This is a genomic window from Massilia sp. BAP21, from assembly GCF_057801335.1.
This window is the reverse complement of the sequence record NZ_CM173596.1, coordinates 4383683-4398463: the sequence shown is the minus strand read 5'-3', so window position 1 is coordinate 4398463 and position 14781 is coordinate 4383683. Positions and strand designations below refer to the sequence as shown.

The following is a 14781-nucleotide window of genomic DNA, read 5'->3' as shown; positions in this document are numbered from 1 at the left end:
ACAATCGGACGCTCCGGCCCCGGCCCAGCATCCTCATCAGGAACTCACATGTTTTGTACTTCGTGCGGCGCCCAGGCGGGCGCAGGCAGCGCCTTTTGCAGCCAGTGCGGCAAGCCGCTCGCCGCAGCCCAGCCCGCTTTGTCGCTCGACAAGGGGGGCAGCAAGCCCATGTGGCGCCCGGGCCAGATGGACGAGGAGATGCCCGATGGCGTGAAAGGCTGGAGTTGGGGCGCCTTCCTGCTCAACTGGATCTGGGCGGTCGGCAACCGTACCTGGATCGGCCTGCTGGCCATCATTCCCTACGTCGGCTTCCTCGTGGCGATCTGGCTCGGCTTCAAGGGCCGCGAGATGGCATGGCGGGCCGGCGGCTGGCAAAACCTCGATCACTTCAACCGGGTCCAGAAAAACTGGTCGCGCTGGGGCGTGGGCATCGTGCTGGCCGTGTTCGTTCTCGCGCTCGCGTCCGCCATCCTGATTCCCGCCCCTATGGCCAACGAGCGCAGCACGGTTGCCAACGGCACGGCCTACAACGACTTCGACGACATCCTGCCGGCGACGCCAGGCACGCGGCTCGAGCGCGGCAGGTTCAACAGCGATGCCGTCCCCCTGTCCGCCTCGCTGAACACGAGTGCCGGCATACTCAAGCGCACGAAAGGCGCCGACGGCAGCTACCGGATGACCGTCAGCGGCACGCCGCTGTTCGAGGGCGAAGACGCGCAGTGGCAATTCCCGGTGCGCAGCTTCAACCAGTCGAATGGACGCGAAGCCATCCTGATGGCCAGCAGCGGCGGGCGCGGCAACAGCTGCGACACCCTGTTCTTCTTCCTGCTCGTCGATGCCGACCGCGTCAGCAACACGCCCTTGTTCGGCACCTGCGCGGCCCAGGGCCGCTACCGCCAGCGCGGCGACGCCATCGCGCTGGAACTGCCGAAGACGGGCGGCGTGTCGCAGATCCTGCTGCGCAACGGCGAGGTGATCGAGGACGGGCGCACGATCACGCTGGACAAGCTGAACGATCCTGCGCGGTAAGCGTCCGACAGACATGCCGGCCTGGCCGGTTCAGCGCGGGCTGCCGGCGTCGCGCGCCGCTTCGTCCAGCAACCATGCGCGGAAGGCCTCGAGCCGGGGCAGCGTGGCGCATTCCGGGCGGTGCACCACGTAGTATGCGAGCGGAAAAGGACAGGCGATGTGCGGGAACAGGCGCACCAGGCGGCCGGCGCGCAGGTCGTCGTGCGCCATCGCGCTGCGCGCCAGGGCGATACCCTGGCCATCGACCGCCGCCTGCAGCACCGCCGCCGAATTGTTGATCCGCAGTCCGCGCGCGGCGCCGGTGTCGGCAACGCCGGCCAGTTGCAGCCAGTGTCGCCACGACGGGAATGCGGCGCTGCCTTCCAGCGACACATCATGGATCAGGGTTTCGCCGGCCAAATCGGCGGGATCGGCCAGCCGGCCCGGCTCGCGCAGCAGGGCCGGCGAGCAGACCGGATACAGCTCTTCTTCCATCAGCTTGTGCGCCGCCAGGCCGGGCCAAGTCCCGGCGCCATAGCGCACGCCGATATCGATCCGCTGCGCCACGAAATCCACCGGCTTGTTGCTGGTGTCGAGGCGCAGGTCGGTATCGGGCCAGGCAGACTGGAAGCGCTCGATGCGCGGCAGGAGCCACTTGGCGGCAAAGGCGGGACTCACCGTCACCGTCAGCACGCCATTCGCCGCGCCTTCGCGCAGCCGCTCCAGGCCCAGCAGCAGGCGGTCGAAGCCGGCACGGATATCCGGCAGCGCCCGCTCGGCGGCCTCCGTCGGCACCAGGCGCGCGCGTCCGCTGCGGCCGCGCTCGAACAGGGGCGACCCCAGCCATTCTTCCAGGCTGCGCACCGACTGGCCAACCGCGGCCGGGGTCACGCTCAGCTCTTCGGCCGCCGCAGAAAAGCTTTTGTGGCGGGCGCTCGCTTCAAAGGCACGCAAGGCGTTCAGGTAGACGAGAGACGTCATGGCGGTAAAGTTTTTCTTTCAATGAAAGATAGTTTATCCCGTTTGTCGCCATGCGGCGCCGCAGCGACAATCCTCCTCATCGGCGCGTCACCCGACGCTGCCATCATCACGAACAAGGAGTACACCATGGGCAAACAATTCGAAGGCAAGAAACTGCTGGTCGTCGGCGGCACCAGCGGCATCGGCCTGCAAACCGCACGCACCATCCTGGCCGAGGGCGGCCACGCCGTCATCGTCGGCAGCCGTCCCGACAAGACCGAAGCCGCACGCCTGGAACTGGCCGCGCTCGGCCAGGTCAGCGCCCTCAACGCCGACCTGGGCGATGCGTCAAGCCTGGCCGCTCTGCTCGACACCCTGGCGACGCACCACGCCGACATCGACCTGCTGGTGAATGCCGCGGGCGTGTTCTTCCCCAAGCCCTTCCTCGAGCATGCCGAGGCCGACTACGACCGCTACATGGCCCTGAACAAGGCGGTGTTCTTCATCACCCAGAAAGTGGCCGCCGGCATGGTCGCCGCCGGGCGATCTGGCGCCATCGTCAACATCGGCTCGATGTGGGCGAAGCAGGCGATTGCCGCCACCCCGTCCTCGGCCTACTCGATGGCCAAGGCCGGCCTGCATGCGCTGACCCAGCACCTGGCGATGGAGCTGGCGCCGCACGGCATCCGCATGAACGCCGTCGCGCCGGCGGTGGTGGCCACGCCGATCTACGAAGGCTTCATCCCCAAGGAAGACGTGCATAATGCGCTGCAGGGCTTCAATGGCTTCCATCCGATCGGGCGTGTCGGCACGCCGCAAGATGTTGCCGACGCCGTCGCCTTCCTGTTGTCGGACAAGGCCGGATGGGTCACCGGCGCCATCTGGGACGTGGACGGCGGCGTCATGGCCGGGCGTAATTGAGGTCCGCGCGTCCCGCACTACAGGAGAAGCAATCATGCTCGTGAATGCAGACTTCGGCCGGCGCGCCGTCGTGCGGCCCGGCGACTACGAATGGGTGGCCTCGCCCCAGCATGGCGTCGAGCGCGTCATGCTGGACCGGATCGGCGCCGAACAGGCGCGCGCCACCAGCATCGTGCGCTACGCGCCGGACTCACAGTTCCCGCGCCATGCCCATCCCGGCGGCGAGGAGATCCTGGTCCTGGACGGCGTCTTTTCCGACGACGCCGCCGATTACCCGGCCGGCTATTACCTGCGCAATCCGCCCGGCTCGGCGCACACGCCATCGAGCCGGGGAGGCGCCACCATCTTCGTCAAGCTGCGCCAGATGGCCGCCGGCGACACCCGGCAGGTGCGGGTCGATACGCGCGCACCAGGCGCCTGGCGGCGCGACAGCGACCGCGCGGTCTGCCTGCTCTTCGAGAGCGCGTGCGAACAGGTCTGCCTGCTGCGCCTGGACGCCGGCGCCGCCGTGTTCGAGGAGCCGCTGGCGGGCGCCGAGATCCTCGTGCTCGCGGGCGAGCTGCTGGCCGACGGCGAGCGCTACGAGGCTGGCGCCTGGCTGCGCTTGCCGGCCGGGTCCTGGCCGGACTACCGGGCAGGCGTTGCCGGCGCGCGCATCTACCTGAAGCTCGGCGCACCGATCAACCCGGATGGAAGCGACCGATGACGCGTGCACGGATTGCCATCGTCGGCGGCGGCCTGGCCGGCCTGTACGCCGCCAGCCTGCTCGAGCAATACGGCGTGCACGACTACGTGCTGCTCGAAGCGCGCGGCGACCTTGGCGGACGCATCCTGTCCGTCGCTGCGGGCGAAGCGGACACGCACGGCCGCTTCGACCTCGGTCCCACCTGGTTCTGGCCCGCTATCCAGCCGCAGCTCGACCGCCTGGTGCGCGACCTCGGCCTGGTGCCGTTTGCCCAGTACGAAAGCGGCGACATGCTGGTCGAACGCGGCGGATTGCCCATCCAGCGCATGCGCGGCTACGCGAATGCGCCGCCCTCGATGCGGCTGACTGGGGGGATGGCGGCGCTGACCGGGGCCTTGCGCCAGCGCCTGGCCAACCCACAAATCCTGGCCGGCCACGTGGTGCGCGAGGTGCGCATGCATGGCGCACAGATGGAAGTGAACGGGGTGGATGCCCAGGGTGCTTCCTTCTCCTGGCAGGTGGATCACCTGCTGCTGGCCTTGCCGCCGCGTTTGGCGATGCAGACGCTGGCCTTCGATCCTCCTCTGCCATCGGCCCTGGCCAGCCAGTGGCGCGCAACCGCTACCTGGATGGCGCCGCACGCGAAGTACGTTGCCGTGTACGCGGCGCCGTTCTGGCGCGAACACGGTTTGTCCGGCGAAGCGCGCAGCGGGCGCGGACCGATGGCGGAAATCCACGACGCCTCGCTGCCCGGCGCCGGCGCGGCGCTGTTCGGCTTCCTCGGCATACCCGCGCAGCTGCGCGCGACGCTTGGCGAAGACGCGCTGCGCACGCATTGCCGCGCGCAGCTGGTGCGCCTATTCGGCGACGAAGCAGGAAAACCGGTCGCGGAATGCGTCAAGGACTGGGCGGCCGATCCGTTCACGGCCACGGCAAACGATCTCCATGCCGGCGACGGGCACGGACAGGCGCCGGCCGCCGGGCCGGATGCGGGCCCGTGGGCAGGCAGACTGGCCGGCATCGGCAGCGAATGGTCGCCGCAATTCCCCGGCTACCTGGCGGGCGCTATCGAAGCCGCCGAGGCGGGCGTGGCCGCCGTGCTGGCGCGGGGGCCGCGACGGGCCGCATGAGGTCTCGCCTGCGCGTTCAGTGCGGCACGCGCTCGTCGGCGCGCAAGGTCAGCACCCGCACGCCATGGCGCGTGACGGCCACCGTGTGCTCGAACTGCGCCGACAGTTGCCCGTCGCGCGTCACCACGGTCCAGCCGTCGTCCTCGGTGAGCACCGAGCGCCGCCCCTGGTTCAGCATCGGCTCGATGGTGAACACCATCCCTTCCTGCAGCACCAGCCCGGTCTGCGGTTTACCGAAGTGCAGCACCTGGGGCGGCTCGTGCATTTCGCGGCCGATGCCGTGGCCGCAGTATTCGCGCACCACCGTGTAGCCGTTCTTGCGCGCATGGCGTTCGATGGCGTGGCCGACGTCGCCCAGGCGCGCCCCCGGGCGCACCGCCTTGATGCCCTTCCACATCGCCTCGTAGGTCACCTGCACCAGGCGCCTGGCCAGCGGCGCGACCTCGCCCACCAGGTAGGTCTTGCTGGAGTCGGCGATGTAGCCGTTCTTCTCCAGCGTGATGTCGAAGTTGACGATGTCGCCGCTTTGCAGCAGCTCGTTCGGCGACGGCACGCCGTGGCAGACCACCTGGTTGCGCGAGGAATTCAGGGCATAGGCGTAGCCGTACTGGCCCTTGCTGGCCGGGCGCGATTGCAGTTCGTCGACGATCAGGCGCTCGACCAGGTCGTTCACCGCCATGGTCGACATGCCGATCAGGTCCAGCCGGTCGAGATGGGCGAAGACGCTGGCGAGCAGGCGGCCCGATTCGGCCATCAATTCGATTTCCTCGGGCCGCTTGGTCATAGCGCCGCCACCTTCACCGGCTGCGGCTTCACGCCGGCTGCCTTCAGCTCGCGCGCGACGATTTCGTTGAAGCTGAGCGAAGGATTCAGCTCGCACAGCATGCCGACCTTGATCCAGAACGCCGCCTGCGCATTGATCGAGCGGCAGGACACGACAGTTGCCTTGCGCACCTGGTCGTGCAGCTCGTCGTCGATGTTCACGATACCCATACTATTCTCCATATACGAAACGTATACGGATTATATGCAGAGTAGCGATGCCCGCGCAACCGGCTTTTACTGAGCGAGCGCAGGAACCAGGTCGTGCAGGCGGGCGACCTCGAAGGTCGGGCGCGCCTCGGACCCGTTCGGCGCCCGGCCCGGATTGAACCAGCAGCTGTCGATGCCGAAGCGGTTGGCGCCGAGGATGTCGGCATCCAGCCGGTCGCCGACGATGATGGTCGATTCCGGCACAAAGGCGCGCGCCATGCCGGCCGCGTAGTCGAAGATCCGCACGTCGGGCTTGGCATGACCGCAGGCTTCCGAGGTCGCGACGAAGGAGATGAAGGAGCCGAGGCCGGAGCTGGCGATACGGCGTTGCTGGATGTGCTCGACGCCATTCGTGACGATGCCGATCTCGCCATGCTCGCTGAGCCTTGCGCAGACTTCCAGCGCGCCCTCGACCAGCACCACGGTCTCGGGCAAGGCGTCGAGATACAGTTTGCTGGCCGCGTTCGGGTCGAGTGCGAGGCCGTGCATGGCGAAGGTCTGGCGGAAGCGCTCGACCTTCAGGAAATCCTTGTCCACCAGGCCGCGCTCGAAACTGCGCCACAGGGCCACGTTGATGGCCTGGTAGTCCTGGAACACGGGCTCGATGGCGCCGCCGTAGCCGAGCGCGGACAGCGTGCGCACGAAAGAGAGTTGTTCGGATGCCCGGAAGTCGAGCAGGGTATCGTCGAGATCGAAGAGAAAGAGTTGGTGCCGCACTGGTGCTCGAAGGATGGTGGCTGAGCCCTTCATCCTAGCATGCGGCTGCCGGGGCGAAGTCAGCCGGCCGTGGCAACGCCGAACACCTCTTCCATCATGTCGAGGAAGGCCCGGGTCTTGGCCGGCATCAGGCGCCGCCCCGGGAACACGGCCCAGCCGGTCGCGGCCGGCAAGTCCCACTCCGGCAGCACGCGCACCAGTTCGCCCTTGCGCACCAGCGGCTGGGCGAACAGTTCCGAGCTGGCCGCGATGCCGGCGCCGCTGCAGGCGATGCGCGCCAGCAGGTCGGGCGAATTGGCCGTCAGGCGCGCCGGCAGCTCGCGCTCCCACTTGACCTTGCCTCGCGTGAGTGTCCAGCGCTGGGCGCCGCCGCTGCGGCTCAACAGACACAATAAATCGTGGCCGAGCAGATCGTCGGGGTGCTCGGGCAGGCCGCGCACGGCCGTGTAGCAGGGCGATGCGTACAGGCCGAAGCGCTGCAGCGTGACGCGGCGCGCGTTGAGTGAGGCGTCGTCGGGCAGGTCGCCCATGCGGATCGCGATGTCGAAGTTTTCCGCCACCAGGTCGACCCGGCGCGGCGACAGATCGAGTTCGATGTTCACCGCCGGGTAGCGTTCCAGGAAGCGCCCGATCATGCCGCTCATGCCCAGGTTGGCGAAGTCGGCCGGCAGCGAAATGCGCAGGCGCCCACTGGGCGCGGCCTGGCGGTGCTGGGCCAGGGCGCCGGCCGCTTCGGCTTCTTCCGCCACCTTGCGCGCATGTTCGAGGAGGCTGGCGCCGAATTCGGTGACGACGAGTTTACGCGTGGTCCGCTGCAGCAGGCGCTCGCCCAGGCGCGCTTCCAATAAGGAGATGCGGCGCGAGACGGTGGACTTCGGCAGGTTCACGCGGGTGGCGGCCTGGCTGAAGCTGCCCGCCTCGACGATGCGGGCGAAGAGCAGCAGATCGTTCGGTTCGACTTCCATGCAATTGTTCCACTGGCTGAATAATGTTATCCATTCTAAAGGCTTCCGGATCGATTATGGAATGGTTAAAGTAGACCCATCGAATATCCAACCACCAGAACAAAGGAAGACACCATGAACATCCTGCAAATCACCTCCAGCCTGCGCGGCGAACAATCCGAATCGAACCGCGTTGCCAACAGCATCGTGGCGAAACTGGTCGCAGCGGACCCGAACGCAAGCGTCGTCACCCGCGACCTGGCGCGCCAGCCGCACCCGCAGCTCGACGAAGCCGCCCTGGGCGCCCTGTTCACCCCGGTTGAATCGCGCACTGCCGAGCAGTCGGCACGCGTGGCCCTGGACGACGCCCTGATCGCCCAGGTGCAGGCGGCCGACGTGGTGGTGATCGGCGCGCCGATGTACAACTTCGGCATTCCGGTGCAGCTCAAAAGCTGGTTCGACGCGATCGCCCGCGCCGGCGTCACCTTCCGCTACACCGAGAGCGGTCCGGAAGGCCTGCTGAAGGGTAAGAAGGTTTTTGTTGCCACCGCACGCGGCGGCATCTACCCAACCGACGCCGATCCGCAAGTGCCGTTCGTGCGCATGCTACTGAACTTCCTGGGCATGACCGACCAGACCTTCGTGTACTCGGCGGCGCAATCGATGGGTCCGGAAGCGGCCGCCAAGGGCCAGGCCGAAGCCGACGCCACCGTTGCGGCAGCACTGGCTTAAGTAAGCGCGCCGCCGAAACGGCGCTGACAAGGAGACGATGATGACCAAGGTGATTCAAACCCAGGGCGTGAGGAAGGCGCGCGGCGTCGAGCGCGTCGTCGCCGGCCAGTATGTGATGGACGGTGCGGGCGTGAAGATCAACCGCGTCCTCACCAGCACCCTGCAGCGCCGCCTCGATCCGTTCCTGATGCTCGACGCCTTTGGCAGCGACAAGGCGGGCGACTACATCGCCGGCTTTCCGGAGCACCCGCACCGCGGCTTCGAGACCGTTACCTACATGCTGGCCGGGCGCATGCGCCACCGCGACAGCGCCGGCAACGAAGGCCTGGTCACCGACGGCGGCGTCCAGTGGATGACGGCCGGACGTGGCGTGATCCACTCCGAGATGCCCGAGCAGAACGAGGGCCTGATGGAAGGCTTCCAGCTGTGGCTGAACCTGCCGGCGAAGGACAAGATGATGGCGCCGTGGTACCGCGACATCCCGAACGAGCAGGTGCCGCGCTTCACGCTCGATTCCGGCGCGACGGTGCAGGTGATCGCGGGCGCAAGCCACGGCGTGGCCGGCGCCGTGCAGCGCGAAGGGACGGAGCCGCTGTACCTGGACATCGAGCTGCCCGAGGGTGCGGTCTTCGAACAGGCCCTGCCAGCCGGCCACAATGCCTTCATCTACGTGTTCCGTGGTGAAGCGGTCGTTGGCGGCAAGGGCGTGCCGCAGACGCGCATGGCGATCTTCGACAACGCCGAAGGCGCCGATGGCGTGGCGATCAAGGCGGCCAGGCCGACGCGCCTGCTGCTAATCGCGGGCCGGCCATTGAAGGAACCGATCGCGCAGTACGGCCCCTTCGTGATGAATACCCAGGCCGAGCTGCAGCAGGCGGTCGAGGACTTCCGCTCCGGGAAATTCGCAGCCTGAACGCCTGGCCGCACCCATGGCGTCGTTGCATCGTCTCGCCGTACTAGCGTACTGTCTTCGCCGATGCGCCTTGCCCTGGATGCGGCCAGACGTTCAGCATAAAGGTTTATGCGTGGGCGGGCGGTCGTTCGATCGCCCACTGCGCTTTCGATTACACTCACGGCATGTCTACACCGTACTCCTTCCAGCCATGCCGCTGATGCCCATCGTGCTCGATCTGCTGTCGAAGGCCAGCCATGCGCTCGGCTTCGAGACCATCGACCGCTTCCCTGCCGGCCACGCCTACGCGCGCACGCGCTGGGACCGCGCTTACTTCGACATCGCCTCCGACATGAAGCCCGACGCCATCGAGCGCGCTCTGTGCGATTCGATCGCGAACACGCCGTCGGTGTTCGCCCACATCGTCAACCCCACGCCAGCCATGCAGCGCACCCTGCTTGCCGTGATCGACACCCGCCTGCGGCGCAGCTGCAACGCCCCGCTCGACCTGGTCGCCCTGCTGGTCGAGGCCTACCGCAGCCCGCATACGCTGGAAGCGCGTCCCGGCCTGCGCGCCGCCATCGAGGCCACGCAGGGGCAGGACATGCGCGAACGCGTGCATGCGACGCTCGCCTTCCTCGGCGCCATGTCGGCCGCCTTCGACGTCATCGAAGCACGGGACTGAACAAGGGCTTGGCCAGGTTGCTCGGCACGTAGCGCTCGCGCAGGCGCATGAAGGGCGTTTCCACCAGCGCGTACAGCAGCCAGCCGCCCAGTACCGACAGGGCCAGCAGCACGACGATCGCCGGCGCCGTCTCCGGCCCATAGCCCTTCTGCGCCAGCCATGCGGCGCCGAGCGCGCTCACGCCACGGTGGGTCAGGTAGATCGCGTAGGACCACAGCGCCAGGCTGGCGGCGCCGGGAACACGCAGGTCGCGCAGGAGCGAGCCTTGCGACAGCGCCGACAGGATCAGCAAGCCAAAACCCACGCCGAGTGCCGGCAGCCCGAACACCGTCACCGCAAAGCCATAGCGCTCGTCGAGGAAGCACCAGAATGCCACGCCGATGATGGCGAGGCCCGCCACCAGCGCCGCGTTGCCGTGGCGCGTGAGCGCGGCCCAGGCGCTCGCATGGCGGTTCTTCAGCAGGGCCAGCGCCACGCCGGCCACCAGCTCGTCGAGCCTGCATAAGCTTGAGTAATAAATGAGCTTGTAATAGAAGTAAGTCCCATACTTCTTGCCATCGACATGGGTACTCCACAGCTCGGCGCGCAGCAGCATGCCGCCCACGACGACCAGCCCGATCGCCAACCAGGCCATGCCGATGCGCCAGCGCAGCGCTGCCGCCATCATGGCCAGCGCCGGCAGCAGCAAGTAAAACTGTTCCTCGATGGCGAGCGACCAGCTGTGCGAAAAGCCGGTGCCCGGCGGCAGGCCAATGTTCTGGGTAAAGCTGAGGTAGCGCCACAGCGGCAGCAGCTCGGCATGCTCGCGCCAGGCCGGCCACAGGAAGTACAGCGCCAGCACCACCCAGAAATTCGGCAGCGTGCGCAGCAGGCGCCGGGCATAGAAGTTTTTCAGCGACAGGCCATGTTCGGTGCGCAGGGCCTTGAAAATCTGGTTACCGATCAGGTAGCCCGACAGGGCAAAGAACAAATCGACCCCGGTCCAGCCGATGCGCCCGACCCAGCCGAAGGTGTGGTCGTCATTCGACACGAACAGGGTGTAATGGTGCAGCACCACCAGCGTCACGGCGAGCGCGCGCAGGGTGTCGAGTCCATGTATGCGGCTACTGGGGCGGGCACTGCGGGAAGAAGTCATCGGAAAGCGCGAGCTTGCAAAGGTGGCAATGATGCCACGCGCCATCCACGGCAGCCAGCATTTACCGATAAAATGGCAGGACCGATATTTCCTTGGATCACCATCGCATGAGCTCCGCCCGCAATTTCCAGTTCAAATCCGTCACCTATACCGGCCTCGGCCAGGGCCCGCGCGTCATCATCATGGGCGCCACCCACGGCAACGAAATCTGCGGCACCGAAGCGATCAAGCGCGTGATGGCCGAGCTCAACAGCGGCGCCCTGCGCATTGCCGCCGGCAGCGTCACTTTCGTGCCGATCGTGAATCCCCTCGCCTACCAGAAGAACGAGCGCAACGGCGACCGTAACCTGAACCGCAACCTGTTCCCGAAAAACGATCCGCAGGATTTCGAAGACCAAATTGCTAATTGGCTGTGCCCGCTCCTGGCCCAGCACGACGTGCTGCTCGACCTGCACTCGTTCAACGCCGCCCACGGCGAGCCCTTCGTGATGGTCGGCCCGGTCAACAACGACGGCGACCTCGAACCCTTCCAGCACGCCGAGAAGGAGCGCGCGCTGGCGCGGCGCCTGGGCGTGCGCCGTTTTGTGACCGGCTGGATGGCGGCCTATGGCGGCGGCGTCAAGCGCCGCTCGCGCGGGAATGCAGCTGAACTCGAGACCGTGCTGCGCTACGGCGTCGGCACCACCGAATACATGCGCACCACGGGCGGCTACGCGCTGACCCTGGAATGCGGCCAGCACCTCGACCCGCGCGCACCGGAAGTGGCCTACCGCGCCATCATGAACACCCTCGCCTTCTTGAAACTGGTCGATGCGCCGGAGCCGGAACCGGTTCCGTTCGACGAAATGGAAGCGCTGCAGATGGTCGTGGTGCACGACAAGACGGACGCCGCCGATGCGTTTTCCCGCACCTGGGCCAGTTTCGACCCGGTGATCGAGGGCGAACAGATCGGCACGCGCGCCGACGGCACGCCGGTGGTGGCCGAGTTCAGCGGCCGCATCCTGTTCCCGGACGCCAAGGCCAACGCCAACTCGGAGTGGTACTACCTGACACGCCCGAACCCGGAATTCGGCCGCTGACTCGGCCGCTGATCCGTACAACGTTGTCCGCCGCCAGCGCCATCCGGCGAGTGCGGCTAGAATCTGGTCAGGCATGCAAGTCCACCCAATACAGAGGAGAACAGGATGACTGACCAGTCGCATCAACAAACAGAATACCAACCGCCCAGGGTCTGGGTACCCTCCGCCAACGGCGGTCCCTTCGCCAGCATCAACCGCCCGACCGCCGGGCCGACCCACGAGAAGGAACTCCCGGTCGGCAAGCATCCGCTGCAGCTGTATTCGCTGGCCACGCCGAACGGCGTGAAGGTGACCATCATGCTCGAAGAGCTGCTGGCCGCCGGCCACGGCGGCGCCGAATACGACGCCTGGCTCATCAAGATCAACGAGGGCGACCAGTTCGGCAGCGGTTTTGTTGACGTCAACCCGAACTCGAAGATCCCGGCCCTGCTGGACCGCAGCGGCGATGCGCCGGTGCGCGTGTTCGAGTCCGGTTCCATCCTGCTCTACCTGGCCGAGAAATTCGGCGCCTTCCTGCCGAAGGATGCGGCCAAGCGCACCGAAACCCTGAACTGGCTGTTCTGGCAGATGGGCGCCGGCCCGCTGCTGGGCGGCGGCTTCGGCCACTTCTACGCCTACGCGCCGGAAAAGATCGAGTATGCGATCAACCGCTACGCCATGGAAGCCAAGCGCCAGCTCGACGTGCTCGACCGCCAGCTCGCCAACAACCGCTTCATCGCCGGCGACGAGTACACGATTGCCGACATGGCGATCTGGCCCTGGTACGGTGGCCTGGTGCAGGGCGAAATCTACGACGCCGCCGAGTTCCTGGCGGTGCACGCGTACCAGCACCTGAACCGCTGGGCGAAGGAAGTGGCGGCGCGTCCGGCCGTGATCCGCGGCCGCAAGGTCAACCGCGTGCGCGGCAAGCCGGAAGAACAAGTGGCCGAGCGCCACGACGCCTCCGATCTGGATTGACAGCTTGTATGCGTGGCGGCACCGGCTAGCGTGCGTAGGGTGGGCGGCTCCACCCGGACCGTATCGTGGCCCGCTGCATGGATGCCGTCCACGCGTTCAACCGGCTGATGAACATGCGCGGCATCTCACCTGCCGCCTGAACGCGTGGGCGGCGCACACGCTGTCGACCGCCCGATGAACCTGCCTGGCGACTCACCTGCCACCTGAACGCGTGGGCGGCGCACACGCTGCCGACCGCCCGACGAACCTGCCTGGCGACTCACCTGCCGCCTGAACGCGTGGGCGGCGCACACGCTGCGGGCCGGCATGCCGTCGGGTGTAGCCGACCACCCTACGCCGCCTCTCCTCAGCCGCGCACCGCCGCCTCGATCTTCGCGACGTCGATCTTGCGCATCGTCATCATCGCTTCGAAGGCACGCCGACCCACTTGCGGGTCGGGGTTGGCCAGGGCATCGGTCAGCACGCGCGGCGTGATCTGCCACGACAGGCCCCATTTGTCCTTGCACCAGCCGCACTCGCTTTCCTGCCCGCCATTGCCGACAATCGCGTTCCACAGGCGGTCGGTCTCTTCCTGGCTGTCGGTGGCGATCTGGAAGGAAAACGCTTCGCTGTGCCTGAACATCGGGCCGCCGTTCAGGCCCAGGCAGGGGATGCCGGCCACCGTGAACAACACCGTCAGCACGTCGCCCGCTTTCCCCGCCGGGAAGTCGGCCGGCGCACGGAATACGTCGCCGACTGCGCTATCGGGAAAGGTCTCGGCATAGAACTGCGCCGCCTCCAGGGCCGTACCGTCGTACCACAGGCATACAGTATTTTTGCTGGTCACTTTATTTCTCCCAAGGTTGAGGAAACGCGTCGATCAACAGGCTGGTGCATCGATCAGCATACCGCATTTCCGGCCTGCGGCGACCGGTCTTTTCGCGCCGCGGTCCGGTGCGCCGAGGCGCAGGACACCACGCCGCCGACCAGCAGCAGCATCGCCGCGCACTCCAGCCCGCTCGGCCAGCGCGCTTCCCACAGCCAGCCGTACAGGGCCGCGAACACGGTCTCGAAGATGATCATCTGCCCCATCAGGCTCATGGGCAGCGCGCGGCTGGCGACGTTCCACAAGCCATTGCCGATGATGGAGCACAGGATGGCCACCCCGCTCACCACGCCGGTGAAGCGCAGCCAGTCCGCCGCCGACTGCACGTTCGACGCCAACAGGAAGGCCGGTACTGCCAGCAGCAGGGCCTGGGCGCCGGTCATCACCCCGGTCAGCAAGCTCCACTCGTGCGCCGTGACCGCCGTCAGCCGCGCCAGCACCCGGCTGTTCACGACCGCGTAGATCGTCCACGACGCCAGCGCCCCGACCGCGCACAGCAGCCCGAACAGCGAGCCCGGCCCGGACTGCCGCAGCGATTCCCAGCTGATGCAGAGCAGCCCGGCAAAGCCCAGCAGCAGCGAAGGCAGCAAACGGCGCAGTGGCAGCGCCTGCCGCTCGTCCCGCCCGAACAGCGTCACGGCCAGCGGCGACAGGCCGATCACCAGCGAAGCCATGGCCACGCCGCCGCTGCGCACTGCGTTGGCAAGAAAGATGTAGTAGACGACGTTGCCGGCAGGGCTGAGCCAGGCCAGGGTCCACCATTCCCTGCGCGTCAGGCGTGCGCTCACGCGGCGCCAGCCGGGTGCGATCAGCAGCGCCGCCACCAGGCCGTAGGCGAGGTAGCGCCCGGCCGACAGCTGCATCGAGGTAAAGCCGTGGGTGAGTTCAGGGGCCAGGAACACCAGCCCCCACAAGGCGCCGGCGGCGATGCCGGCGCCGATACCGCGCCAGGTTGTTTGTGCGTGCATGCGATTCTCCTTCGAAAGGAGAGTCTGCACGCCGGCAGGAGAAAAATCTTGGCGCCGTCTACTGCAAGCTT

General features: G+C 67.1%; 17 protein-coding genes. 9 read left to right on the top strand and 8 right to left on the bottom strand.

Annotated elements, in window-relative coordinates:
• Positions 1–48: 48 nt before the first annotated feature.
• The gene (locus ACWYRN_RS19530; protein WP_488689299.1) at positions 49–1029 is read left to right on the top strand and encodes a zinc ribbon domain-containing protein; all 981 of its coding nucleotides are present in this window, start codon (positions 49–51) and stop codon (positions 1027–1029) included.
• Between the two features lie 30 nt (positions 1030–1059).
• On the opposite strand, the gene gcvA is transcribed toward ACWYRN_RS19530, so the two are convergent.
• Positions 1060–1989 (bottom strand): transcriptional regulator GcvA, encoded by a 930-nt coding sequence (gene gcvA / locus ACWYRN_RS19525; RefSeq protein ID WP_488689297.1) that lies wholly within the window; start codon positions 1987–1989, stop codon positions 1060–1062.
• Between the two features lie 126 nt (positions 1990–2115).
• Between gcvA and ACWYRN_RS19520 the strand changes: the two genes are divergently transcribed.
• From ACWYRN_RS19520 to ACWYRN_RS19510, 3 genes are read left to right on the top strand one after another with little or no spacing between them, the layout of a single operon-like run.
• Positions 2116–2889: an SDR family NAD(P)-dependent oxidoreductase gene (locus ACWYRN_RS19520; protein WP_488689295.1), complete on the top strand. Its 774-nt coding sequence runs from the start codon at positions 2116–2118 to the stop codon at positions 2887–2889.
• Positions 2890–2923: 34 nt separating this feature from the next.
• Entirely contained in the window at positions 2924–3595 is a 672-nt protein-coding gene (locus ACWYRN_RS19515) for a cupin domain-containing protein (RefSeq protein ID WP_488689294.1), read from the top strand.
• Positions 3592–4704, top strand: coding sequence for a flavin monoamine oxidase family protein (locus ACWYRN_RS19510; RefSeq protein ID WP_488689292.1), 1113 nt, complete (start codon positions 3592–3594; stop codon positions 4702–4704). Before ACWYRN_RS19515 ends, ACWYRN_RS19510 begins: the two co-directional genes overlap by 4 nt.
• A 16-nt stretch (positions 4705–4720) precedes the next feature.
• Here ACWYRN_RS19510 and map read toward each other — a convergent pair whose 3' ends face one another.
• From map to ACWYRN_RS19490, 4 genes are all read right to left on the bottom strand, one after another.
• On the bottom strand, positions 4721–5488 hold the full coding sequence (gene map / locus ACWYRN_RS19505) for a type I methionyl aminopeptidase (protein ID WP_488689290.1): 768 nt from the start codon (positions 5486–5488) through the stop codon (positions 4721–4723).
• Entirely contained in the window at positions 5485–5697 is a 213-nt protein-coding gene (locus tag ACWYRN_RS19500; protein ID WP_229435286.1) for a ParD-like family protein, read from the bottom strand. The genes map and ACWYRN_RS19500 overlap by 4 nt, the downstream gene beginning before the upstream one ends.
• A 66-nt stretch (positions 5698–5763) precedes the next feature.
• The gene (locus ACWYRN_RS19495; RefSeq protein WP_488689289.1) at positions 5764–6453 is read right to left on the bottom strand and encodes a YjjG family noncanonical pyrimidine nucleotidase; all 690 of its coding nucleotides are present in this window, start codon (positions 6451–6453) and stop codon (positions 5764–5766) included.
• Between the two features lie 59 nt (positions 6454–6512).
• Positions 6513–7418 (bottom strand): LysR family transcriptional regulator, encoded by a 906-nt coding sequence (locus tag ACWYRN_RS19490; protein ID WP_488689287.1) that lies wholly within the window; start codon positions 7416–7418, stop codon positions 6513–6515.
• Between the two features lie 114 nt (positions 7419–7532).
• Here ACWYRN_RS19490 and ACWYRN_RS19485 point away from each other — a divergent pair, with 114 nt between their 5' ends.
• From ACWYRN_RS19485 to ACWYRN_RS19475, 3 genes are all read left to right on the top strand, one after another.
• Complete coding sequence (locus tag ACWYRN_RS19485) at positions 7533–8129, top strand: FMN-dependent NADH-azoreductase (protein WP_488689286.1); 597 nt, start codon at positions 7533–7535, stop codon at positions 8127–8129.
• A gap of 40 nt (positions 8130–8169) precedes the next feature.
• Positions 8170–9042: a pirin family protein gene (locus tag ACWYRN_RS19480; RefSeq protein WP_488689284.1), complete on the top strand. Its 873-nt coding sequence runs from the start codon at positions 8170–8172 to the stop codon at positions 9040–9042.
• Positions 9043–9232: 190 nt separating this feature from the next.
• Positions 9233–9706, top strand: a complete 474-nt coding sequence (locus ACWYRN_RS19475; protein ID WP_488689282.1) for a hypothetical protein — start codon at positions 9233–9235, stop codon at positions 9704–9706.
• Here ACWYRN_RS19475 and ACWYRN_RS19470 read toward each other — a convergent pair.
• Positions 9687–10841: an acyltransferase family protein gene (locus ACWYRN_RS19470; RefSeq protein ID WP_488689280.1), complete on the bottom strand. Its 1155-nt coding sequence runs from the start codon at positions 10839–10841 to the stop codon at positions 9687–9689. The genes ACWYRN_RS19475 and ACWYRN_RS19470 overlap by 20 nt on opposite strands.
• A 107-nt stretch (positions 10842–10948) precedes the next feature.
• Between ACWYRN_RS19470 and ACWYRN_RS19465 the strand changes: the two genes are divergently transcribed.
• Both ACWYRN_RS19465 and yghU read left to right on the top strand, forming a co-directional pair.
• A complete protein-coding gene (locus ACWYRN_RS19465; protein ID WP_488689278.1) occupies positions 10949–11920 on the top strand; it encodes a succinylglutamate desuccinylase/aspartoacylase family protein in 972 nt (323 codons plus the stop codon).
• A gap of 105 nt (positions 11921–12025) precedes the next feature.
• Complete coding sequence (yghU, locus tag ACWYRN_RS19460) at positions 12026–12877, top strand: glutathione-dependent disulfide-bond oxidoreductase (protein WP_488689277.1); 852 nt, start codon at positions 12026–12028, stop codon at positions 12875–12877.
• Positions 12878–13223: 346 nt separating this feature from the next.
• Here the strand turns inward: yghU and ACWYRN_RS19455 are convergent, their stop codons facing one another.
• Both ACWYRN_RS19455 and ACWYRN_RS19450 read right to left on the bottom strand, forming a co-directional pair.
• The gene (locus ACWYRN_RS19455; protein ID WP_488689276.1) at positions 13224–13703 is read right to left on the bottom strand and encodes a VOC family protein; all 480 of its coding nucleotides are present in this window, start codon (positions 13701–13703) and stop codon (positions 13224–13226) included.
• 53 nt (positions 13704–13756) lie between these two features.
• A complete protein-coding gene (locus ACWYRN_RS19450) occupies positions 13757–14710 on the bottom strand; it encodes a DMT family transporter (protein WP_488689274.1) in 954 nt (317 codons plus the stop codon).
• Positions 14711–14781: the final 71 nt, after the last annotated feature.

What these genes read in the sequence shown, in the direction of transcription:
- ACWYRN_RS19530 (WP_488689299.1), top strand. Translation starts at nt 49, where the DNA reads ATGTTTTGTACTTCGTGCGGCGCCCAGGCGGGCGCAGGCAGCGCCTTT.
- gcvA (WP_488689297.1), bottom strand. Translation starts at nt 1,989, where the DNA reads ATGACGTCTCTCGTCTACCTGAACGCCTTGCGTGCCTTTGAAGCGAGC.
- ACWYRN_RS19520 (WP_488689295.1), top strand. Translation starts at nt 2,116, where the DNA reads ATGGGCAAACAATTCGAAGGCAAGAAACTGCTGGTCGTCGGCGGCACC.
- ACWYRN_RS19515 (WP_488689294.1), top strand. Translation starts at nt 2,924, where the DNA reads ATGCTCGTGAATGCAGACTTCGGCCGGCGCGCCGTCGTGCGGCCCGGC.
- ACWYRN_RS19510 (WP_488689292.1), top strand. Translation starts at nt 3,592, where the DNA reads ATGACGCGTGCACGGATTGCCATCGTCGGCGGCGGCCTGGCCGGCCTG.
- map (WP_488689290.1), bottom strand. Translation starts at nt 5,488, where the DNA reads ATGACCAAGCGGCCCGAGGAAATCGAATTGATGGCCGAATCGGGCCGC.
- ACWYRN_RS19500 (WP_229435286.1), bottom strand. Translation starts at nt 5,697, where the DNA reads ATGGGTATCGTGAACATCGACGACGAGCTGCACGACCAGGTGCGCAAG.
- ACWYRN_RS19490 (WP_488689287.1), bottom strand. Translation starts at nt 7,418, where the DNA reads ATGGAAGTCGAACCGAACGATCTGCTGCTCTTCGCCCGCATCGTCGAG.
- ACWYRN_RS19485 (WP_488689286.1), top strand. Translation starts at nt 7,533, where the DNA reads ATGAACATCCTGCAAATCACCTCCAGCCTGCGCGGCGAACAATCCGAA.
- ACWYRN_RS19480 (WP_488689284.1), top strand. Translation starts at nt 8,170, where the DNA reads ATGACCAAGGTGATTCAAACCCAGGGCGTGAGGAAGGCGCGCGGCGTC.
- ACWYRN_RS19475 (WP_488689282.1), top strand. Translation starts at nt 9,233, where the DNA reads ATGCCGCTGATGCCCATCGTGCTCGATCTGCTGTCGAAGGCCAGCCAT.
- ACWYRN_RS19470 (WP_488689280.1), bottom strand. Translation starts at nt 10,841, where the DNA reads ATGACTTCTTCCCGCAGTGCCCGCCCCAGTAGCCGCATACATGGACTC.
- ACWYRN_RS19465 (WP_488689278.1), top strand. Translation starts at nt 10,949, where the DNA reads ATGAGCTCCGCCCGCAATTTCCAGTTCAAATCCGTCACCTATACCGGC.
- yghU (WP_488689277.1), top strand. Translation starts at nt 12,026, where the DNA reads ATGACTGACCAGTCGCATCAACAAACAGAATACCAACCGCCCAGGGTC.
- ACWYRN_RS19450 (WP_488689274.1), bottom strand. Translation starts at nt 14,710, where the DNA reads ATGCACGCACAAACAACCTGGCGCGGTATCGGCGCCGGCATCGCCGCC.